This is a genomic window from Rossellomorea aquimaris TF-12 (assembly GCF_001648555.1).
GTDB classification, from domain to species: Bacteria; Bacillota; Bacilli; order Bacillales; family Bacillaceae_B; genus Rossellomorea; species Rossellomorea aquimaris.
Genome location: NZ_LQXM01000030.1, coordinates 500,500 through 521,679, shown reverse-complemented (window position 1 = coordinate 521,679; position 21,180 = coordinate 500,500). Strand labels below are relative to the sequence as shown.

Sequence of the window (21,180 nt, the reverse complement as noted above, 5' to 3'; positions counted from 1 at the left end):
AAAAAATGTTGTTATTTAACATGTATTCGGTTAATAACTCTGTCATCAAGTATGTGCAAGAAGGAGGCTCACCACCCTCTTGTTACTTCTGTGAAATATCCCAAAACTTTACTCGGACAGCCAAATAAAAAAGGAATCGGCCTAGATAAGCTGATTCCTTTTTTTATGGTTGCAATGTCTTTTCTAGTACGTTTTCATGTTGAGCCTCCAATAGATGAACTTCGCTCAATTCCTCTACTAAGTCGTGAATCGATAACAATTCGTACAATAAGACAGTTTCACACGAGAAATGCTGTTTAATAGATTGAAAAGGTTTACTATGAAGGTCATCGTGATCCTCCCAAAACTCCTCTAACAAGTCCTTCATTAATGTGAAATGTTGGTCCTCAATAAGAAATGAAGGGTGGTGCATAATTCCTTTTAATGATTGTGTAGCGTTAAGAATGCGTTCTTGCTCTTCTTCACTAAATGAATAATGCTGTACAGGAAGATAAATTAGATTTCCAATATGAAAAAGAATTTGCCTAAGAAGATTGAGTTTCTTGTATTCATAATGAAAATAACGTAATTCTTGTCGACTTGAGCGATGAAGCTTCCATTCTTCCTTTTGGTATTCACATAAGGTATCCGTTGATTCAATCTCACGTAAAATATCATTGAAAATTAATTTTGTTTCTCGATCAAGAGGTTGGTTTTGAAGAACCTCCGTACCTCGTTTCTCCAATAGATTACCTGTTTTAAAATATAGGTTATGGATTTTCGTGGTGATAGCATTAGAGTATTTTGGTGGAAGAATCAATAAATTGACTAAAGTTGAGATAATCAAGCCAATCGTTGTGGTCCCAAGACGAATGAAGAACGTAGCAACATAATGGTCATGGATGGTAGGGATCATTGCGATTCCTGTGAGTGTAGCCACCAATATACCGGCTCCTAGATGAAGCCTGTGACACGTGATAATGGTTAGGAGAGCCACAAATGCATAAGTAATGGGGTGATCTCCAAATAAAGAAGCAATGATGACGGCGAATAAAGCACCTATAGCGGATGCTGGAAAACGAATAAATGCTTTCTTGATCGAGTTGGCAGCAGTTGGCTCAATGGTCACGATTGCTGTGATCACAGCAAAGGTAGCCGGCCAGTTCAGTAATTCACAAACGAGTGCTGTTAGAAAAACAGCTAACCCTGTCTTGGCAATCCTACCCCCGACAAATTGAAATTTTTTAAGAAAATTCATAAACTAACCCTCTTTTTAATAAATGCTCTTCTTTCTATTATAAAGAAAGATGGTACCTAATGAAAACAAACAAAAAAGAACTGTTCCTCAGAACAGTTCTCGATATATGTAATCTCTTCTAAAAAGAGATTATCTAAGAGGTAAAGGACGCAATGTAATTTTAATTGACCGAGGCATCTTGAAGTTGTTTTGTGCCTCTTTTAAGTACTTATACATTTCTTTCCCACCAACAGCGTTTGCAGAGTGAATGGTAATTCTTTCAGCAAATAGCTGTTTTTCCACCATGAATTGAACGAGCATTAGCCCATTTCGAGTCTTGCTTTCTAAGTCATGATCTAATGAAAGATGAGCGATAGAAAAATTCAGAAGCAGGTCAATACATTCATCAATATCCTTAGCGAGAATGTACCCTTGAGGACAGTGTCGGTAATCATCTAGAAACACATTTACTGTCATTTTTATTCTTCTTTCGTCATTTGACTTTCTATAAGCGTAACAGAGAATAGTAGTAACTTATATAGTTCTAAAGAACCATAATTACCATTATATTTGTAAATGGGGTTTTATCGTGCTTCGATCACCTCGATTAATAAATCAGGACGGTCCGTTATAATGCCGTCAGCACCGGCATCTAGTAATCTCTTCATTGTAGACTTATCATTAACTGTCCAATAATGGACATGAAGGCCTCTCCGGTGTGCTCCATTAATAATATCCTTATGAGTTAAATCAACCCTTCCTTCTTGAAGGGGAATTTGAAACGCATCAGCATTTGGCTTGTAAAGATTACGCAAAAACAATTTATGGAGAATGACAAATTTTTTTGCTTCCTGTCTCCCACCTTGAGTAGCTACAATTCCTTTACTGTATTTCTGGAACGTTCGGATGATCTTTTGATCAAAGGAAGCTACAAGTACTTTGTCTTCCATATCATATTCTTCAATTAGCAACATAAGCTTTTGAGAAATTTCATCCATTCTTGAACTAGGGTTATCATCTTTGATTTCGATGTTTACTTTTGTATGTGGAAATCGTTGAAATACCTCTTCTAAAGTAGGGATGTAAACTCCTTTTCCACGATAAGAATACTCACCCTTTAAGTCTTGAAAATGAAAAGCTGCATCCATTTGTTGAAGTTCTTTTAAGGTGTAGTCTTCTACACTTCCTTTTCCATCCGTTGAAGCATCAATGGTAGGGTCATGAATCGTTACCAAATAACCATCCTTTGTTATATGTATATCCGTTTCAATAACATCCACTCCCAGATCAACGGCTTTTTGAAAAGCAGGAATTGTATTCCCGGGGGCAAGGTGTTTTCCCCCTTGATGGGCAATCACCAGGGGACGATTATTCTCTTTTATTAAAAAAGGAGGAGTCTCCACTTTCTTAACCGGTACCCAATATACGATTATGAAGAAAATTAAGAAAAAAAGAAGGGCAAGACCAATAGAAAGAGAAGTATTTTGGACCGGTTGTTTCGTTTTTACTTTGTTCATTTTCTTTCATCCTTTTAGTGAAAAGATTGTTATTTAATAAGTATAAGTTTCACTTCATCTTTTTAGGACACAAAAAAACTATTACGTGAGAATTGTGAACATATTGCAAATAAATTACGTTAAAGAGGAAATTAATTACTTTTTAAAGAAAATATGTATTGCTTTTAAAAGTAAAATGAATTACCTTATAAAGTAAGGAGGGTGATATACATGAATGACCACTTAAAGCTGAATGTATCATTATTACGTCGACGTGTTCCAAATTTAACAACTGCTGCACGGTCTGTTGGATTAAGGCCCGCAACAGTATCAAATCTATGTACTGGAAAAATCTCAGTCGGAAGAGCAGAAGTAAAAACCATTTTGACATTAGCGAATCTGGCAAATTGCACGATGGACGAATTAATTATTCAAGGAGGGAAATTAAACATGATTGAAACAGGAATTAAACCACTCGATTTATTTGCTCCAATTGTACAGGGAGGGACAAATGGATTCATTGCACGATCTCAAATTGGTCAATTTGTCGTTTTAGCTGAGTTAACACAGCTCCTAAAGGAGAAAGGCTATTCCTCGATCCTTTTAACACCCAATCAAACATTCCCAGGATTAAGCGATCTAGAGGGGTTTGTAAATACAAAATGTCATTCGATTGAAGATGCCTTTGCAGAAGTTGCATTAATTGAAGAAAAGCAGAACGTTATTTTATATGTGGACCGATCATTCATCGTTTCAGGAGAGTTATATGAATTAAGAGAACGATTTGAAGCTGAAGGATACCCAGACGTAACCACGATCCTATTTGACCCAAGTGGAGAAGCAGTTGACGTAGACGATCCTTTTGGTCCACTAGACAGCTTATGCTACTTTGATATCGATTTGGCTACACGAGGAATTTATCCGGCTATTCACCCAGTTCAATCCACATCCGTATTAGTTGAAGAGGACGCCTTAGAATCTAACCACACAGCTATCCACCGCAAAGCCAAGAAATTACTCAGACGCTACAAAGAAATTCGCGTACTCATGAACACCCTTGGAAAAGAAAAAATCCCAGAAGCAGATCTTGAATTATTTGAAAAAGGAGAAAGACTAGAAGCCTATCTCAGTCAACCTTTCTATGTTGCAGAAGAATTCACCAAAATAAAAGGAGAAACAGTCTCCATCCAAGACAGCATTCAAGATATCGAAAAAATTCTTTCCGGCAGCTACAACCATCTCAAACCAGTAGACATGAAATATAAAGGAACACTGAGCAAATAGAACATTCTAGGAAGAGATTTGTAGAGGTCCGAGGTCCGTCCCTCAGCCCAAGTTGGTTGCTGAGGGACGGACCTCTTTGTTGTTCAGTGTTCAGATTAGATTAGAATGATTCTCGTTGTTCACAGTGAAACGGGAAAACAAGCGATTTGTACGTATAAAAAGAGAGAATTCGCGGAAAAAAGTAGGATTTGTACGGACTAATCTAAATTTCCACGCAAAAAACAGTTCGATCATTGGGTAAAAGGTACGGAGACTGTTCTGAGGCAAGTAAAAGATTAGAATCATTCTCGTTATTCACAGTGAAACGGATAAATCAGTTCTACTCACGCATAAAGAGATCGAGTTCACGGATAAAACGAGGATTCGACTGGGTAAATCTAGATTCCCACGCATAACCCAGTCAAATCCACGGATACAGTACCCAGCACTAACCCGAAGCAAAGTAGAAGAAAAACACACCAACAAAAAATATGAATCTCAAAAAAAGGAAGGATTTCACCCCCATCAAATCGAATGAATTCTAAAATGAAAAGGAGGTTGATCTATTGATACTAAAAGAAAGAAAAGTTCCCCTACGAATACTCCAAAGCGAGGCATTATTAAGAAGGTTATCCCCGGAACATCCCCTTATTCCAATCATTCAAGAAGATTTACGGAAAAGACGAGCTGGTTTTCGTGGCGAACAAGATGTTGATCGTCATTTAGAGTTACTGGCAGATGAGGATTTTACTATTTTCCATGATGTAAGACTACTCTTTGGAAATCATTATTTTCAAATGGACACGTTAATTTTAACCTCATATTTTGCTGTGATTCTCGAGGTGAAGAATATATTTGGTACGTTGGAGTTTGATTTGGGTTTAAAGCAATTAATTAGGAAAGCAAATGGAAAGGGGGAGGGCTTTTTAGATCCCATTACTCAGGTGAAGAAGCAGGAATATATTTTTAGAAAGTGGTTGTTGGAAAATAAAATAAATCAACTGCCAATCAAATCGTTTGTGGTCATTTCAAATCCTACAACCATATTGAAAGTACAAAACAATGAGGAGCTAAGAAAATATGTAACTCACTTACATAATCTATATCAGATTTTGTTAGAGTATAAGCAACATCATCAATCATTAAAATTAGAAGTAAAAGATTTACGGAGACTTAGTAAAAAGATTATTAAATCGAATACACCAGTAACTAGTAATAGTCTTGAATACTACAATTTGAAAAAAGAAGATATTCAAACGGGGGTAATTTGTCCAGAGTGTGGAACATCCCCTATGATGAGAAAATGTGGGGTGTGGATTTGTTCGTATTGTCGTGCTACTTCAAAGTCCGCTCATGTCCAAGCTCTTTCTGATTTTTTCATTCTTCTAAAACCTACCATTACGAACCAGGAAGCAAAGACATTCCTCCATCTCTCATCGAGAGACCAAACCTATACTATTTTAAAGAAATCTAATTTCTCTTCAACTGACTCTACCAAAAATAGAGAGTACTTCCTTCCCACCATTCTTCAATAAATACCTTTTTTTCACAAAAAACCCATCCAGAAAAAGGATTTCAGAGAAATTTGTCGTATGTGTAAAGTAATAAATATTTTTAGGAGACTAATCGATGCTGATTGAAAAATTGCTGTTGCATGTATTAATAATATTGGCTCCTGTTCTTATCCAAGCTTCTTTGCTGGAAAATAATAAGTTAGGTAAATCCCCTGTTTTTATAGGGATTCTTCATGGTTTCGCTGCGTTTATGTGTATGATTTTTGCTTATGAAAGCTTTGGGTTGTATTGGGATTTCCGTTACATTCCTCTCGTCCTTTCCATGTTGTATGGTGGGAGAAAGGCTGGATTAATTGTACTTTTGTTTATACTGTCTGCTCGGGTCATCAATGGTGGTGATGCCATCGTTTTTGGATTTATTAGTGCATTCCTTGCAGGAATTCTCCCATTTCTCATAGCAAACCGATTTTGGACATATGCTCCTAAAAAGAGGGTGTCCTTCGCTGTCCTATTAGGGTTTTGGCCAGCCTTGGTTATGCTGGCTATTCTGCTTTCCTATTCCCTTATAAGTGGGATACCCGTATCTGGAAATCAAGAAATGGGGATATATGTTTTAGCATTTGGTGGAATTCAGGTGTTAGGTGTAGGAATTGCAGCTCAGTTGAATGAATGGATGCTTGAGAAGCAACTATTGAGAGAAGAGATTTTAAAGTCGGAGAAGCTTAATACTCTTGGTGAACTTGCTGCCTCAATTGCTCATGAAGTGAGAAATCCATTAACGGTTGTAAAAGGGTTTCTTCAATTAATGAAAAAACAAGCATCGGGGAGTCAGCAGGAATACTTAACCATTGTTTTAACTGAATTAGGAAGGGCAGAGGAAATCATTAATGACTATTTGAATTTTGCTAAGCCGGAATTCGAAAAAATTGAGCAAATCAATGTGAAAGACGTTCTTTCTGATGTTACGTTGCTATTAAATGCCTATGCATTAAAAGAAGGAGTCTCTCTTGAGGAAGAAGTTAAAGAAGATGGATATTTACACACGGATCGGAATAAATTGAAACAGGCATTTGTAAATATTATAAAAAATGCTATAGAAGCCACGCCACCACAAGGAAAAGTGAAGGTAAGCTTAAATAGAACCAATAATCAATCGGTCATTATTGTACAAGATACTGGAAAAGGTATGACGAGAGAAGAGTTAGGAAGGCTTGGCACGTTGTTTTACACAACGAAGGATCGAGGCACTGGTCTTGGTACAAGTGTATCTATCCGAATCATTGAAGCGATGGGCGGTTCTGTTCATTATGCAAGTGAAGTTAATAAAGGGACGATTGTTACCATTACCCTTCCTTTAAACAGAGAACAATTAAAACAAGTTGATGAAGATATTCAAGATGCAATGTAACACCGAAAAACACTTAGAAAACTCTAAGTGTTTTTATAAACTCCATTTATCGTACATACGTTCCATGATAGGATAGAAGAAATGAATAATAAATCCAAGACAACAGGCAACAATGACAGTGGCAATCCCAACAGCACCGTGAAAAAGAATCGCCAAAGTAATGGCGATCGCTTCATTTAGGAGTCGGGAATTCCGTAAATTTAATCCGAATCTATAGTGGATTGCCACCATGAAGGTATCCATTGGACTCGAAGGAAGCTTGGCTTGCAGGTAGATGGAAATGCCGATGCCAAGGATTAAGATGCCCATTAATACTAGTCCTAGCTGTTGAAGGAATCCAATAGGCTCTAAGGTTCGAAGTCCAACAGTTATCCAATAGTCCACAAGCATTCCAATCACGAATATAGAAAGAGCCGCCAACCACTCTATGCGTTCTTTTAATAAAATAGCGTTGATGCAAATGAGTATACAGCCATTGATAAAAATGCACGTACCAATTGATAGGTGGAACAAGTAAGATTCTCCCACGGCTAGTGCGTCCCAAGGAGCTGCCCCTAAATCTCCTTTGATAATAAGAGACACACCTAATGAGAGACAAAATAGACCGATACAATAAAAGATGAATCTTACTTTCATTCTTACGTCCTCCATTTCAATTAGAAAGCTTGTCTACTAGATACAATATGAAATGGTGAGGTAAATTAGAATATTTTTTATAGGGAGAAAGCCAGGGTGATATGTTGGAAGGGAAAGTAAAGGTTTCTATACGGGAATTAGTTGAGTTTGTTTACAAAGAAGGAAGCATTGATGTTCGGTTTCAGACTCGATCGTCCATGACCCTAGGCACCAGGCTCCACCAAAAAATACAGAAAGCCTATAAAGAAGGGGATGAGAAGGAGGTCTTCCTTCAAGGGGAGTTCATGGCTGGTTCAATTCTTTATCAATTAGAAGGCTGATGTGATGGAATACTGTATGAAAACGAAGAAGTCATCATTGAAGAGATAAAATCAACGGCAAGAAGCTTGCTGGATATTGAGGAAGGTGCAAGGGTTCACTGGGCTCAAGCTGAGTGTTATGCCTTCTTATTGGCAAAAGAAAGGCAATTAGACCACATCGGAGTACAGCTTACTTACATACAAATAGAGACAGAAAAAACGAAAACATTTCTGAGAAAATATTCATTAAATGAGCTTGAAAACATTGTTCATGAGACACTAGTTTCCTATACACCTTTAGCATTGGTGCTTTTACATAATCAATCAAGGCGGCAACAGAGCATACAGAATCTATCCTTCCCTTATCCTGCTTTTAGAAAAGGGCAGAAAAAGCTGGCGGGAGCAGTATATAAAACCATCGAAGAGTCGAAAACCTTATTTGCTAATGCACCAACTGGAACAGGAAAAACGATATCAACTCTTTTTCCTACCATAAAGGGAATAGTTGACGAGCCGGAAAGAAAATGGTTTTATGTAACGGCGAAAACGATTACGCGAACGGTGGCAGAAGAGACACTGTCTCTATTAGAAAAACAAGGGTTGTCACACAGTGCTGTTACCCTAACGGCAAAAGATAAAATTTGCTTCAAGGAAGAAACGATCTGCCAAAAGGAATACTGTGAATTTGCTAATGGATACTATGATCGAATCAATGGAGCCTTAATTGATATTTTGAAAAATGAAATGTCGATGACACGACCTATTATTGAAAGCTATGCAAAAAAACACAGGGTTTGTCCTTTTGAATTTTCCATAGACCTTACTTATCTAGTAGATGGAGTCATTTGTGATTATAATTATGTCTTTGATCCGAAAGTTTCTCTGCAAAGAATGAAGGAAGAAAAAAAGAAAAAAACCGCTTTACTTATTGATGAAGCACATAATCTGGTTAGTCGAGGCAGGGAGATGTATTCAGCAGAATTAAAGAAATCATCCTTTTTAGAAGTAAAAAGGTTACACGGTGACAATGAGCACATCAAGAAAAGTACTAACTCTGTAAATAAATATTTTCTTCAATTGAAAAAAGAAGTAGAAAATAGATGTGAAGCGAGGACAGAATTAGATAAACAGCTTGTAGAGGAAATCGAAGGGTTTGTGGAGATTGCAGAAAAATGCTTGGGAGAAGACGGCAAAGAATGGTCAGAGGAATTTCTCCAATTGTATTTTGATGCCTTAAGCTTTATGAGGATTTCAAAGATATATTCCCAAGAACACCGGTTTGTAATCGATCATTCCAGCAAAGACGTAGAAATAAAGTTATTTTGTATCGATCCTTCTAAAGTGATTAGAAACGTAACGAAATCGTTTCAATCAACGGTATTCTTCTCTGCTACGCTTCATCCCTTTTCCTATTTTTTTAAACAGCTTGGAGGGAGGGAAGAGGATTATCGTTTTCTTATTCCTTCTCCATTTCAGAAAGAACAATGGGATGTTGGTGTTTTACCTATTTCCACAAGGTTTAAAGATCGAGACAGAACCTTGCCGATGATTGTAGATTCCATCGAAGCAGCCATAAAAAAATATGGTGGAAACTTTTTGGTCTTTTTTTCTTCCTATTCCTATATGCGTGAAGCCTTTGAAAGAATAGACTCTTCATCAATAGACGCAACGTTCCTCATTCAAGAACAAGGGATGAGAGAGGATGAAAGGGAAGCATTTCTTTCTCAATTTCATGGAAATCGAGAAAAGCCTGTCATTGGTTTTGCAGTATTAGGTGGAATCTTCTCAGAAGGAATTGATTTAAAAGGGGATCGTTTAACAGGTGTCATTATTGTAGGAGTAGGGTTGCCACAACCAAGTAATGAGCAAGAGCTGATTAAAGAATATTTTAATGCTCAAGGAATGAATGGCTTCGACTATGCCTATGTATATCCGGGCTTAAACAAGGTATTTCAATCAGGAGGAAGACTGATACGTTCTGAAGAGGATAGAGGAGTGCTTCTGTTAATCGATGACAGATATTTAACCCCTAAATATCAAGGGCTTATGTTAGAAGAATGGAAATAAAAAAGACCGCTTCGCAAGCGGTCTTTTTTCATGCTATTAGTTAAAAGAAGGATCCATTAACATACGATCGAATTCTTCTAAATGATGAGTTTCATCGGCAATCATGTCATCAAGCTTAATAACAAGCTCTGTATAACCTAATTCTTCTGCTAACTCTTTACGCTTTTTATAGCGCTCAATGGTATCAGCCTCAGCTTTACGGCCTTCTTCTAGCATTTCTTTCACATTATCTGTTTGCTTAACAGGAGCAGGAGTTGTTGTTGGCTCTCCACCTAATGTTTTAATTTTTTCCGCTAAGTATAAAGCGTGTCCTTGCTCATCAGGAATTTCCTTTTCAAAGAAAGGCTTAAGTACTTGGCGATATAAGCCACTTACAACAGCAGCATAATTTGTGTAAAGAATTGTTGCTGCATATTCATTAGCTAAATCTACATTCAATCCATCGATTAACTCTTTTAATTTTGCATCCATCTGTTTATTACCACCCTTTTAAATTTGTTATATAAATTTTTTACCCTCAGGATTCTTTCATTAAACATTCGAACCTCTTCAAATATTTTGTCTTTAAAAGGGGATTCTAATTCTATAAAGATTAAGGGAGGGATGAAAATGTCCAAACAGGGAAAGAAAAGTATGGATCAAACATCTGAACAGCTGGCCAAACAAAAAGCAAAAAATGATGTGGAATTTGGAGCAGATACTCAGGTAGGGAACGCCAAGGGGCAAAGTCAAAAAAAGAGTGGAAGACAAACAAATAAAAAATGAATATCTTTTTCCATGAAAGAAAAACCTATATGTAGAAATAGGAGGTGTAAAGGCATGACAAGAAGAATTGGTGTTGAACAATCTTTACAGAACGTTGTACAAGCCTTACGTGAAAAAGGACATGATGTGGTAGAACTGAAGCAGGAATCTGATGCAAATGGTTGCGATTGCTGTGTCGTTACAGGAATGGATTCAAATGTAATGGGAATCCAAAACGCAGTCACTCAAGGATCTGTTATTGAAGCAAGCGGATTAAGTGCAGATGAGGTATGTCAACAAGTCGAAAGCAGAATGCAATAAGAAAAAAGAGGACAGGAATGGATACCTGTCCTCTTTTCATTTTGACGATTTTTATCCAATCTGAGCGAGTGGTTGATTACGCAAGTGTTCTCGAAGAAGATCTGGTGCAGTTAGGAATAGGAGTCCATTTCCTTCTAACGTCTTAGGAAAGCTTAAAGGAACGGTTCGTTTGATGAGTTGAGCGTAAATTTCAGTTTCAGATAAGGAACGGTCAAAAGCAGCCTGCTCAAATTCCTTGATAAGAGCTACTGCTCCAGAGACATGTGGTGCCGACATGGATGTACCACTGAGCTTTGCGTATTTATCACCAGGGATTGTAGAGAGGATTTTTTCTCCGGGGGCAACCAAATCTACTTCATTGTTGGAATTGGTAAAGTAAGAGGATTTTCTGGATAGATCAATGGCTCCTACGGAAATGACTTCATTATAGCTGGCTGGGTACGAGAACTCGTCTGTTTCACTATCTGAGTCTCCTTCATTTCCAGCGGCACATACTACTGAAATATTGGCGGCGACCGCTTTTTTAATAACATCGTGTAACGGCTTGTAATCAGTAGGTCCACCTAGAGACATAGAAATAATGTCTACATCTTGATCAATGGCATACTGAATACCATTAACGATCCAATCGTATTTTCCGCTTCCTCTACTTCCAGCAAGGACTTTTACGATAATTAACTCAGCTAACGGTGCTACACCAATGACCCCTGCACCATTTTCTTTGGCAGCAATCGTACCCGCCACATGGGTACCATGCCCACTGTAATCTGTTACATTATCTTCAGCCTTATTATTGTCATCTGTGAAGTTACGATAACTAGTGATCTGCCCGGCTAAATCAGGATGATCCATGTCACAGCCGGTATCAAGGACAGCAATTTTAATGCCTTTCCCTTTGTAACCGTTCTTCCATAAGCTTGGAGACTGTATCAAATCGACGCCTTTGGGAATTTCATTCACATCAACAATCATTTCCTCCATAAAATACGGAATTAACTTCATTTCACCTTGCATAGCAATCCCTCCTAAAATGGTTTACCTTGCAAAAAAACTGAACTTTCTGAAAATATAACATTTTTTGGACAAGAATAAAAGTGTCATTAGTAATAGGAAAATTAAACCAATTAATTTCATTGGAGATGCCACACTGGCCAAAAGGAAAACGGTTTGTATTTGGTTTATTCGTAGGTTTAGTTGATTTATGAGTAAGTATCTTGGGTATATACGTAGGTTTCCACGGTTTTTACGTGAATATCGTGTCTTTATCCGTACAAAATTGATATTTATCCGTTTCACTGTGAATGATGATAATGATTCTAAATAAATGTTGGTTCCTCAAGATGGGTCGAGTCTGCGTAATAAACGTATGCTTATAAGTTTTACTGTGAAGGTCAATTTTTCAATCAAACGATTGTTTAGTCCAATAAATCCCTATTTAAAAAGGGGTATCCCATTTAAACAAACGTTTGTTTAAATTTCCATTGAACAGGAAGAAAAAGCTCCCGATTTTCAAACAAACGTTTGTTTAACGATGAAAACCCTTTATAAATAAAGGGGTTGAGCCATTGAACAAACGTTTGATTAAGTTTCAGAATGAGCTTTTTATCATTTCTTTACTCCTTTTCACATAGACTGTTTCTGAAGTGAAATGAAAAGGAGGAAGCAATGATGAATTATTATCAATATGGCTATCCTGCTTATTCTTATTATCCATATCGAAATATGCCTGCTATGGCATATGCTCAAATACAGGGAGGTCCATTAGCTCCCGCATTACAAGGATATGTTTTTTTTAGAGAAGTTCCGAAGGGAGTAGAAGTGTACGTTGAAGTTACAGGATTACCAACGTATCAAGAAGGAAAGGATGGTCAGAAGCCAATTGGCCCCCACGGTTTTCATATACATGAAAAAGGGGTGTGTGAAATTGGTGATGAAAAAGAGCCTTTCTCGTCTGCTGGAGGGCATTGGAATCCGACCAATCAACCACATGGAAATCATGCAGGTGATTTTCCTGTTCTTTTTTCAAATGACGGATATGGGAAAATGTCTTTTTTCTCAAATAAGTTTAAAGTGAAGGATGTAATAGGAAAGGGAGTCATTATTCATCAAAATCCAGATGACTTTCGATCACAGCCTTCAGGAGATGCTGGAAAAAGACTCGCATGTGGTGTGGTTATAGGATATGGAACGAACGGATAAAAAGGGTTGACCTTCATAGGTCAACCCTTCGTTGTTACTAATTAAAATAGTCCTAATCCGTCAAGCATCACGGCAATAATTAAGATAGGTGCCACATATCGAATCAGGATAAACCATGCTTCGAATAGACCTTTTTTCAAGCCGCTGCCAAGCTTCAATTCTTCGTAGAGAGCAGTTTTCTTCATTCTAGCTGGGACGAATAAGGCAATGAGAAGGGCCCCAATAGGAAGAAGGACGTTACTTACGGCAAAATCCGCTAAATCAAAAATGGTTTTATCAAATAGAACAACATCTGACAGGATACCAAATGATAAGGCAGATGGTACTCCGCAAATGAAGATAGCCAGGCCAATGATCCAAGACCATTTTTTGCGAAGTGCGGCGTCTCCTTTTGAAATCACTGAAACGATAATTTCAAGCATTGAAAAAGCTGAAGTTAAGGCTGCAAATAGGAACAATATGAGAAATGCAATAAAGAATAACATTCCAAATGGCAATTGACTAAATACAGTTGGTAATACATTGAATAGTAAAACCGGTCCTGCTCCAGGTTCTAAATCAAAAGCAAAGACTGCTGGGAAAATAGCCAATCCTGCTAAAAGTACGATAAAGATATTCATTCCCACGATAGAAAAAGCGGAACGAGGTAAACTCTGTGATTTTGGTAAATACGAGCTGTAGGTTACCATAACAGATACCCCGACACTTAAAGTGAAGAATGATTGTCCCATGGCTTCTAAAATAGTCTGAGACGTTACTTTAGAAAAATCAGGCTGTAATAAGAAAATAATACCCTCCATTGCTCCATCTAAAGTAACTGCTCGGATGACTAGGATGAAGAACAGGATGAATAGAGCGGGCATCATAATCTTACTTGCCAGTTCAATTCCTTTTTGAATTCCTTTTGCTACTACGATAATTGTCATAAGAATAAATAAGAATTGAACGAATACACTCGTTAACGGACTTGATATAGTTGCCCCAAACACTTCTGCGTATTGATCAGAAGTCAGACCGTTCATTTGTCCTGTCAAAGCCTTAAACAAGTAAACGACAATCCAGCCTCCGATGACACTGTAAAACGATAATAAAATGAAAGATGTAATCATACCAAGAATACCAACCCAGTGCCATTTCGAATTGGGGGCTATTTTTCGATAGGAATCAACGGCATTGCTTTGAGCTGTACGTCCAATAGAAAACTCGGCCAGAAGTAAAGGAAGCCCAAGTAATAAAGTAAAAAGGATAAAGATCAGGAAAAAAGCTCCGCCTCCATTTTGACCAGCCGTATAAGGGAATTTCCAGATTGCCCCCAGTCCAATAGCAGACCCTGCTGCCGCTAATATAAAGCCAAGCTTGGATGACCATTGTTCACGTTGACTCATTCTTATTCTCCTTTCTCTCAGTTCGTTAGTTGTATTGCTCCTTTGAAGGGGTTCATGGCAATAAAAAAATCGCCCCTACATAAATGTAGGGACGATTGGATATCGCGGTACCACCCTAGTTATGAGAAAAAACTCTCATCACTCTTCACGTATAACGGTTTACACCGTCTCTTGATCTCGTCAAAAGAAGCTCCAGAATCGAAATTCACTACTCATCTTTGTACCGATTCACACCAACCATCGGCTCTCTTTAACAGGGAAATGTCAGCTACTGCTTTCCTTCAAAGCTTATTCAATATTAGGTTATACAATTTTTATCATGAAACGAAACAACTTGTCAATATATTTCGAAAAATGTAGTGAGAATTGTCTGGAAATGTTGGTGTCAGTGCCAGGTACAAAAAGTTCAAATTGTGCCAGGCACAAATGCATTGAAATGTGCCAGGCACAAAAAGCACAAACATGAAGGTACAACTTGAAAACCGCTCCTCCATTGAGTTCCCCTTTCTTCTCAAGTAAAATAAAGAGAAAAACGAAGTGAAAAGGTGTTCTAAAATGAAAACATATATTGTCGTTGGCGCAGGAATCTTAGGGGCTTCTACGGCTTATCACCTGGCTAAAAAAGGTGCAAATGTATTGATCATCGATCGACAGGATTCTGGACAAGCAACAGATGCAGCAGCTGGTATTGTCTGTCCGTGGCTTTCCCAGCGCCGAAATAAAATATGGTATAGATTAGCCAAAGGGGGAGCGAAATACTACCCTCAACTTATTAAAGAATTAGAGTTAGACGGAGAAACGGAAACTGGTTATAGCCGTGTGGGGGCCATCAGTTTACATACAGACGAAAAAAAATTAGATAAAATGATGGAGAGAGCCTTTAAACGTCGTGAAGATGCTCCGGAAATTGGTTCTATTACAAAGCTATCCAATGAAGAAATTCGAGAGAAGTTCCCTCTCCTTTCTGAAGAGTATATGGCTGTCCATGTTAGCGGAGCTGCCAGGGTAGACGGAAGAGCCCTTAAAAAGGCTCTTATTCGTGCCGCCCAAAAACACGGTGCAGCATTTCGGACAGGAAATGCAGAACTATTGGTTGAAAAAAACCAGGTAGTAGGTGTTATGCTTGGTGAAGAGAAAATCGTAGCCCATGGGGTGATCGTAACGGCCGGTGTTTGGGCGAAAGAACTATTTGCACCTTTAGGAATTGATTTTCTGGTTTCTTCCCAAAAAGCACAAATTCTTCACTTAGGGGTTAACGACAGAGAAACGAGTCAATGGCCAGTGGTGATGCCCCCAAATGACCAATACCTACTTGCTTTCCCTGAAGGGCGAGTCGTAGCAGGGGCAACTCATGAAAATGAAGTGGGTCTTGATAACAGAGTAACAGCTGGAGGAATGAATGAGGTTCTCCACAAAGCCCTAAGCATAGGTCCAGGGCTTCATGACAGTACTGTTATGGAAACGAGAGTAGGGTTCCGTCCCTTTACCCCAGGATTCCTGCCAGTTTTTGGAGCTATTCCTACTATGAACGGAGTATTCGTTGCCAACGGTCTTGGTGCATCGGGGTTAACTGTTGGTCCGTTTCTTGGTTCAGAGCTGGCTAACCTGGCATTAGGAGAAAACACAGAACTGGATCCACTTGACTATGATGTAAATGGCGCTATTGGGTAAGGGGATTTCAGAAAGGATTTTCCTCTATCTTCTAGCCTCAATGACCTTTATAATAGAGAAAGCGAACTTAGTATACAAAGAAAAGGTGTAATAGATATGAGTTTATTAACAGTCAAAGATTTAACACACGGTTTCGGAGACCGTGCGATTTTTAACGACGTTTCTTTCCGATTGTTAAAAGGAGAACACATCGGATTAATTGGTGCAAACGGAGAAGGAAAGTCTACTTTTATGAATATTATTACGGGGAAGCTTGAGCCTGACGAAGGAAAAGTGGAGTGGGCAAAGCGAATTCGTATTGGATATCTTGATCAGCATGCACAGCTAAAGCAAGGAATGTCCATTCGGGATGTATTGAAAACGGCCTTTCAATATTTATTTGATATGGAAACAGAAATGAATGAGCTGTTTGCAAAAATGGGAGAGGCATCTCCTGAAGAGCTAGAGGAATTGTTAGAAGAAACAGGAACCTTGCAGGATGCATTAACAAACAATGACTTTTATATTATTGATGCAAAGGTTGAAGAAGTTGGGCGCGGTCTAGGGTTAGATGATATTGGTCTTGATAAGGATGTTCATGATTTAAGTGGAGGACAGCGTACGAAGGTGCTGCTGGCCAAACTTCTACTTGAAAAACCAGACATTCTACTACTGGATGAGCCTACAAACTATCTGGATGAACAGCATATTCAGTGGTTAAGACGTTATCTTCTAGAATACGAAAATGCATTTATTTTAATCTCACATGATATTCCATTCTTAAACAGCGTGATAAACCTTATTTATCATATGGAAAATCAAGAATTAAATCGCTATGCTGGAGATTATCATGAATTCAAAAAAGTTCATGAAATGAGAAAACAGCAGCTTGAATCAGCCTTTAAGAGGCAACAACAGGAGATCTCGGAACTGAAGGATTTCGTTGCACGTAACAAGGCTCGTGTATCAACTCGTAACATGGCCATGTCCCGTCAGAAAAAGCTTGATAAGATGGACATGATTGAACTGGCTGCTGAAAAACCTAAGCCCGAGTTCAACTTTAAACAAGCAAGAACAGCAGGAAGAGTCATTTTTGAAACGAAGGACCTTGTAATCGGGTATGATGAACCGTTATCAAGACCACTTAATTTAAAAATGGAACGTGGTCAAAAAATTGCCCTTTCAGGAGCGAATGGAATTGGAAAGACGACGCTTTTAAGAAGCATTTTAGGAGAAATTAAACCAATTTCAGGCTCAGTGGAGCTTGGAGACTATCTTCATATTGGCTATTTTGAGCAAGAAATTAAAACCAAAAACAATAATACATGTATTGAAGAGGTGTGGAATGAGTTCCCATCCTTTAATCAAGCCGAAGTACGTGCGGCCCTTGCGAAATGCGGCCTAACGACAAAGCATATTGAAAGTAAGGTAGAAGTACTGAGTGGTGGAGAAAAAGCAAAGGTCCGTCTTTGTAAATTAATGAACAATGAATCAAACGTTCTAGTATTTGATGAGCCGACCAACCACTTAGACGTTGAGGCAAAAGAAGAATTAAAACGAGCATTAAAAGAATACAAAGGCAGCGTTATCCTTATCAGTCACGAACCGGAATTCTATCAAGATGTGGCAACAGATGTTTGGAATTGTGAGTCTTGGACAACGAAACTATTTTAATTTAATAAAAGCCGGATCTTTAGCATTGTATTGCTAAAAGATCCGGCTTTTTTACATTGGTTAAAGGAATATAAATATTTAAAATGGCCTATTAATTTCTAGAAACGGCTCATAAATCGAAAAAAATGGTGTGCTCATAACTCACTCTAAGCAACAGATTTAAAGTTATGTCCCCAAATCTCATTCATGCTATGGACCGTAATAAATGCTTTTTCATCAGTATTTTGAATATACGATTTCAATTTTGAGAAGTCTTTACGACCAAGAATGGTGGTGATGACTTCTTTTTGATCGTTGGAAAACGCTCCTTTTGCCGAATGAATGGTGGCACCCTTTTCTAAATCATCTACGATAAACTGTGTAATTTCTTCGCTGTGTTCACTAATAATAACAATTTCCTTGTTTTCATTAAAAAATTGAAGAGTACGATCAATGAGCATTCCTTTAATTAATAAACCCAGAAATGCGTAGAGACCAATTTGAATCCCAAAGAAACATGCAGAAGCGGTCACAATGACAACATCTGAGGCAAGTACAGCACGTCCAAGCTCAAGACCGGTGAATTTATGAATGATCTTTGCAAGGACACCTGTTCCACCTGCTGATGCTTCTTCATTAAAAACCATGGCAACACCAATGGCTCCAATCATGGTACCTATCACAATTTGAATTAAGACATCGTGACTAATGGGATTGTGAAGAGGGAGGAATACTTCTAATCCCCACACCATTCCACTTAGTGAAAGACTGGCGAAAATGGTTTTGACGCCAAAACTTGGACCAATCAGAATAAGGCCTAGAATAAATAAAACCATATCAAGTGTGAACATCAACACACCAACCGGTAAATCAATAAATTGAGCTAGAACAATTCCTGCTCCACTGGTTCCGCCTGTGCCAACCATATTTGGTGACAGGAAGAAATGTATATTTAAGGCTATCAAGAATGCGCCGAGTACAATATTGAATAAGGATTGAATTTGTTTCATCACGGAGCGAGCTCCTTCCTTTATTGAGAGTTAAAAAACAATCAACCCGATTATAAAGATAGGAAACTTCACTGTAAATGATAAATTTTGATGAAAGCATTTTCTTATAAAAGTCTTTATTATGGCTTTTTTCAGACAATTTTTGAGGAAGAAAACAATGTTGACTTTTTTACATAACATAATTAATATTTAAATAGGTTAAATATTATATGAGTGAAATGAAATGGAGGGAGAATGTGAACGAAGACCAAATTAAAAATGTATATATAGATCGTTTATTTAGAGTATTTCAAGTATCCAATCGTCAAATTCAGCAGGACATGGCTACTACTTTAAAAGAATTGAAATTAACAGGTCCACAATTTTATATTCTTTCCCTTTTATCAACAACAGATAGTACGAAGTCAACTGAGTTGGCTGAACAATTAGATGTTAAACCCAGTGCGATTACAGTGATGATTGATCGCTTACTTAAAAATAAATTTGTAACTCGTGAGCGTGATGAAAGGGATAGGCGAATTGTTAAATTAGCCCTCACCTCGGAAGGAAAAGAGGCTTTTGAAAAAGCAAAGACATTAAGAAGAGAAATATTCACTCGTTACTTATCCTATCTCGAGGAAGATGATGTCGATAGATTTGTCTCAATTTATGAAAAATTAGCAGCGGCGATAGAGAAAGATTTAACAGAATAGGGGAGAATAGTATGACCGTTCAACAAGGAATTAACAGACGCTTAGTTCTTACTGGATTAATTATCGGTATGTTTTTCAGTGCCTTAGAACAAACAGTAGTTGGTACAGCAATGCCGACCATTATTGCAGAATTGAATGGTTTTTCAATTTTTGCATGGGTCACAACAGCCTATTTAATCACATCCACATCCGTCACACCCATTGTAGGTAAATTATCGGACTTATATGGAAGACGATTATTATACCTAATTGGAGTCATCATTTTTATTATCGGTTCAGGCTTGTGTGCCACAGCCACTTCAATGGAGCAGTTAGTCCTGTATCGAGGACTGCAAGGGATTGGTGGAGGAATGATTATGCCACTATCACAAACCATTATCGGTGATATTTTTACAGCTGAGCAACGTGCAAAATGGCAGGGTGTTTTTGGAGCATTATTCGGTTTAAGTTCAGTTATTGGTCCATTTATTGGTGGATTTATTGTTGATACGATTAGCTGGCATTGGATTTTCTTAATCAATGTTCCATTTGGTTTATTATCAGCTCTCCTTTTATTTGTAGGTCTGAAATATGAAAATATTGGTCGTTCAAAAGAAAAAGTTAGCATTGATTACTTAGGAATCATGACTCTTATTCCAGCCCTGGTTCTATTATTGCTTGGTCTCAATTTTGGCGGGGACAAATTTGATTGGGTATCTGGAACAAGTTTCCTTCTCTTTGGTGGCTCTTTACTGTTATTACTTGTCTTCGGATTCATTGAAAAAAAAGCAAAAGAACCAATCTTGGATTTAAGTTTATTTAAAAATAGAGTATTTGCCACAACGAATGCATTGGGCTTCCTGTTAGGGTTAGGGATGTTTGGTGCCATTATGTTCGTACCGATGTTTATGCAGGGAATACTGGGAGTAACGCCTACTCAAGCAGGGTCTACTATGACTCCCATGATGATCGCTTTAATTACAGCCAGCGTCATTGGAGGTAGGCTGTTATTAAAACTCAAATACCGTACAGTTCTAACGATGGGTATGGTCATTACGTTAGTAGGATTTTTCCTAATGAGTACTATGGGGCCATCTTCAAAAGTATTTACGGCTTATCTCTTTATGATCGTGATGGGATTTGGTATGGGTCTTGTCATGCCAACGCTGATGATTGCGGTACAAAATGAATTTCCTAAATCAAAATTAGGAGCAGTAACTTCTGCTTCAACCTTCTTCCGATCCATTGGAGGAACTATTGGAATTACCGTTTTAAATGCTGTAATGAATCAGTCTCTCCAGGGGAATATGAAGGAAGTGACAGAACAGCAACAAAATCCTGCTGCTGGTCAAATTCTAGCCATACTAAGTGAAAAAACGGATGCTCTATTCGGGTTACTTGTGACACCAAGCTTACTTCAAGCTCCTAAAGAGATAGGGAGTATCGTGATAGCTTCTATTGAAACGGCATGGTCTGATTCATTCACAACTGTATTTTTAACAGGACTTGTGTTTATTTCAATTGGGGTAGGCGTAGCTCTATCAGTAGGAAACGGTAAAATTAAACGTGATAAAGAATTAAAGGCAGAACAAGAAGAAGCTGAAGGAACCAAACTAAACCCAGCTTATTCTGAATAAAGAGCAAAGGC

The 21,180-nt window shown here is 38.0% G+C and carries 20 protein-coding genes and 1 other annotated feature; of the genes, 12 read left to right on the top strand and 8 right to left on the bottom strand.

What is annotated here, in order from left to right:
* Positions 1-163: 163 nt before the first annotated feature.
* The 3 genes from IQI_RS19660 to IQI_RS19650 all read right to left on the bottom strand — a co-directional run bounded on the left by IQI_RS19660 (position 164) and on the right by IQI_RS19650 (position 2,733).
* The gene (locus IQI_RS19660) at positions 164-1,237 is read right to left on the bottom strand and encodes an aromatic acid exporter family protein (protein ID WP_064094354.1); all 1,074 of its coding nucleotides are present in this window, start codon (positions 1,235-1,237) and stop codon (positions 164-166) included.
* 129 nt (positions 1,238-1,366) lie between these two features.
* Entirely contained in the window at positions 1,367-1,693 is a 327-nt protein-coding gene (locus IQI_RS19655; RefSeq protein ID WP_064094353.1) for a cyclic-phosphate processing receiver domain-containing protein, read from the bottom strand.
* A gap of 107 nt (positions 1,694-1,800) precedes the next feature.
* Positions 1,801-2,733: a glycerophosphodiester phosphodiesterase gene (locus tag IQI_RS19650; protein ID WP_064094352.1), complete on the bottom strand. Its 933-nt coding sequence runs from the start codon at positions 2,731-2,733 to the stop codon at positions 1,801-1,803.
* A 210-nt stretch (positions 2,734-2,943) separates the two neighbouring features.
* Here IQI_RS19650 and IQI_RS19645 point away from each other — a divergent pair, with 210 nt between their 5' ends.
* The 3 genes from IQI_RS19645 to IQI_RS19635 all read left to right on the top strand — a co-directional run bounded on the left by IQI_RS19645 (position 2,944) and on the right by IQI_RS19635 (position 6,897).
* A complete protein-coding gene (locus tag IQI_RS19645; protein WP_064094351.1) occupies positions 2,944-3,996 on the top strand; it encodes an ATP synthase beta subunit C-terminal domain-containing protein in 1,053 nt (350 codons plus the stop codon).
* 545 nt (positions 3,997-4,541) lie between these two features.
* Positions 4,542-5,510, top strand: coding sequence for a nuclease-related domain-containing protein (locus IQI_RS19640; RefSeq protein WP_064094350.1), 969 nt, complete (start codon positions 4,542-4,544; stop codon positions 5,508-5,510).
* Positions 5,511-5,604: 94 nt separating this feature from the next.
* Entirely contained in the window at positions 5,605-6,897 is a 1,293-nt protein-coding gene (locus IQI_RS19635; RefSeq protein WP_064094349.1) for a sensor histidine kinase, read from the top strand.
* A 33-nt stretch (positions 6,898-6,930) separates the two neighbouring features.
* Here the strand turns inward: IQI_RS19635 and IQI_RS19630 are convergent, their stop codons facing one another.
* A complete protein-coding gene (locus IQI_RS19630; protein WP_064094348.1) occupies positions 6,931-7,533 on the bottom strand; it encodes a YczE/YyaS/YitT family protein in 603 nt (200 codons plus the stop codon).
* 101 nt (positions 7,534-7,634) lie between these two features.
* Between IQI_RS19630 and IQI_RS21280 the strand changes: the two genes are divergently transcribed.
* Both IQI_RS21280 and IQI_RS19625 read left to right on the top strand, forming a co-directional pair.
* Positions 7,635-7,853: a hypothetical protein gene (locus IQI_RS21280; protein WP_328585756.1), complete on the top strand. Its 219-nt coding sequence runs from the start codon at positions 7,635-7,637 to the stop codon at positions 7,851-7,853.
* A 66-nt stretch (positions 7,854-7,919) separates the two neighbouring features.
* On the top strand, positions 7,920-9,899 hold the full coding sequence (locus IQI_RS19625) for an ATP-dependent DNA helicase (protein WP_328585755.1): 1,980 nt from the start codon (positions 7,920-7,922) through the stop codon (positions 9,897-9,899).
* Between the two features lie 36 nt (positions 9,900-9,935).
* On the opposite strand, the gene IQI_RS19620 is transcribed toward IQI_RS19625, so the two are convergent.
* On the bottom strand, positions 9,936-10,370 hold the full coding sequence (locus IQI_RS19620) for a ferritin-like domain-containing protein (RefSeq protein ID WP_064094347.1): 435 nt from the start codon (positions 10,368-10,370) through the stop codon (positions 9,936-9,938).
* 138 nt (positions 10,371-10,508) lie between these two features.
* Here IQI_RS19620 and IQI_RS20975 point away from each other — a divergent pair, with 138 nt between their 5' ends.
* Together IQI_RS20975 and IQI_RS19615 are read left to right on the top strand one after the other, a co-directional pair.
* A complete protein-coding gene (locus tag IQI_RS20975) occupies positions 10,509-10,664 on the top strand; it encodes a hypothetical protein (protein ID WP_197489781.1) in 156 nt (51 codons plus the stop codon).
* 54 nt (positions 10,665-10,718) lie between these two features.
* Positions 10,719-10,964, top strand: a complete 246-nt coding sequence (locus tag IQI_RS19615; RefSeq protein WP_064094346.1) for a YkuS family protein — start codon at positions 10,719-10,721, stop codon at positions 10,962-10,964.
* A 51-nt stretch (positions 10,965-11,015) separates the two neighbouring features.
* On the opposite strand, the gene IQI_RS19610 is transcribed toward IQI_RS19615, so the two are convergent.
* Entirely contained in the window at positions 11,016-11,978 is a 963-nt protein-coding gene (locus IQI_RS19610) for a S8 family peptidase (protein ID WP_064094345.1), read from the bottom strand.
* A gap of 654 nt (positions 11,979-12,632) precedes the next feature.
* On the opposite strand from IQI_RS19610, the gene IQI_RS19605 reads away from it, so the two are divergent.
* Positions 12,633-13,163 (top strand): superoxide dismutase family protein, encoded by a 531-nt coding sequence (locus IQI_RS19605; RefSeq protein ID WP_082892806.1) that lies wholly within the window; start codon positions 12,633-12,635, stop codon positions 13,161-13,163.
* A 41-nt stretch (positions 13,164-13,204) separates the two neighbouring features.
* Here IQI_RS19605 and IQI_RS19600 read toward each other — a convergent pair whose 3' ends face one another.
* Positions 13,205-14,548, bottom strand: coding sequence for a sodium-dependent transporter (locus IQI_RS19600; RefSeq protein ID WP_064094343.1), 1,344 nt, complete (start codon positions 14,546-14,548; stop codon positions 13,205-13,207).
* An 84-nt stretch (positions 14,549-14,632) separates the two neighbouring features.
* Positions 14,633-14,842: a binding site (T-box leader), on the bottom strand.
* 261 nt (positions 14,843-15,103) lie between these two features.
* On the opposite strand from IQI_RS19600, the gene IQI_RS19595 reads away from it, so the two are divergent.
* Positions 15,104-16,219 carry an NAD(P)/FAD-dependent oxidoreductase gene (locus IQI_RS19595; RefSeq protein WP_064094342.1) on the top strand — a complete coding sequence of 372 codons (1,116 nt, stop codon included), beginning with the start codon at positions 15,104-15,106 and terminating at the stop codon, positions 16,217-16,219.
* A 96-nt stretch (positions 16,220-16,315) separates the two neighbouring features.
* Positions 16,316-17,872: an ABC-F family ATP-binding cassette domain-containing protein gene (locus tag IQI_RS19590; RefSeq protein ID WP_064094341.1), complete on the top strand. Its 1,557-nt coding sequence runs from the start codon at positions 16,316-16,318 to the stop codon at positions 17,870-17,872.
* Between the two features lie 146 nt (positions 17,873-18,018).
* Here IQI_RS19590 and IQI_RS19585 read toward each other — a convergent pair whose 3' ends face one another.
* Positions 18,019-18,861, bottom strand: a complete 843-nt coding sequence (locus tag IQI_RS19585; protein ID WP_231893476.1) for a YitT family protein — start codon at positions 18,859-18,861, stop codon at positions 18,019-18,021.
* A 236-nt stretch (positions 18,862-19,097) separates the two neighbouring features.
* On the opposite strand from IQI_RS19585, the gene IQI_RS19580 reads away from it, so the two are divergent.
* Entirely contained in the window at positions 19,098-19,553 is a 456-nt protein-coding gene (locus tag IQI_RS19580) for a MarR family winged helix-turn-helix transcriptional regulator (protein WP_231893471.1), read from the top strand.
* Between the two features lie 11 nt (positions 19,554-19,564).
* Positions 19,565-21,169, top strand: coding sequence for an MDR family MFS transporter (locus IQI_RS19575; RefSeq protein WP_064094339.1), 1,605 nt, complete (start codon positions 19,565-19,567; stop codon positions 21,167-21,169).
* Positions 21,170-21,180 lie beyond the last annotated feature (11 nt).

Excerpts from the sequence above, each read along its gene's own strand:
- IQI_RS19645 (WP_064094351.1), top strand. The coding sequence starts at position 2,944 with ATGAATGACCACTTAAAGCTGAATGTATCATTATTACGTCGACGTGTT.
- IQI_RS19590 (WP_064094341.1), top strand. The coding sequence starts at position 16,316 with ATGAGTTTATTAACAGTCAAAGATTTAACACACGGTTTCGGAGACCGT.
- IQI_RS19650 (WP_064094352.1), bottom strand. The coding sequence starts at position 2,733 with ATGAACAAAGTAAAAACGAAACAACCGGTCCAAAATACTTCTCTTTCT.
- IQI_RS19630 (WP_064094348.1), bottom strand. The coding sequence starts at position 7,533 with ATGAAAGTAAGATTCATCTTTTATTGTATCGGTCTATTTTGTCTCTCA.
- IQI_RS19605 (WP_082892806.1), top strand. The coding sequence starts at position 12,633 with ATGAATTATTATCAATATGGCTATCCTGCTTATTCTTATTATCCATAT.
- IQI_RS19585 (WP_231893476.1), bottom strand. The coding sequence starts at position 18,861 with ATGAAACAAATTCAATCCTTATTCAATATTGTACTCGGCGCATTCTTG.
- IQI_RS19610 (WP_064094345.1), bottom strand. The coding sequence starts at position 11,978 with ATGCAAGGTGAAATGAAGTTAATTCCGTATTTTATGGAGGAAATGATT.
- IQI_RS19655 (WP_064094353.1), bottom strand. The coding sequence starts at position 1,693 with ATGACAGTAAATGTGTTTCTAGATGATTACCGACACTGTCCTCAAGGG.
- IQI_RS21280 (WP_328585756.1), top strand. The coding sequence starts at position 7,635 with ATGTTGGAAGGGAAAGTAAAGGTTTCTATACGGGAATTAGTTGAGTTT.
- IQI_RS19635 (WP_064094349.1), top strand. The coding sequence starts at position 5,605 with ATGCTGATTGAAAAATTGCTGTTGCATGTATTAATAATATTGGCTCCT.
- IQI_RS19595 (WP_064094342.1), top strand. The coding sequence starts at position 15,104 with ATGAAAACATATATTGTCGTTGGCGCAGGAATCTTAGGGGCTTCTACG.
- IQI_RS19660 (WP_064094354.1), bottom strand. The coding sequence starts at position 1,237 with ATGAATTTTCTTAAAAAATTTCAATTTGTCGGGGGTAGGATTGCCAAG.
- IQI_RS19575 (WP_064094339.1), top strand. The coding sequence starts at position 19,565 with ATGACCGTTCAACAAGGAATTAACAGACGCTTAGTTCTTACTGGATTA.
- IQI_RS20975 (WP_197489781.1), top strand. The coding sequence starts at position 10,509 with ATGTCCAAACAGGGAAAGAAAAGTATGGATCAAACATCTGAACAGCTG.
- IQI_RS19620 (WP_064094347.1), bottom strand. The coding sequence starts at position 10,370 with ATGGATGCAAAATTAAAAGAGTTAATCGATGGATTGAATGTAGATTTA.
- IQI_RS19615 (WP_064094346.1), top strand. The coding sequence starts at position 10,719 with ATGACAAGAAGAATTGGTGTTGAACAATCTTTACAGAACGTTGTACAA.
- IQI_RS19600 (WP_064094343.1), bottom strand. The coding sequence starts at position 14,548 with ATGAGTCAACGTGAACAATGGTCATCCAAGCTTGGCTTTATATTAGCG.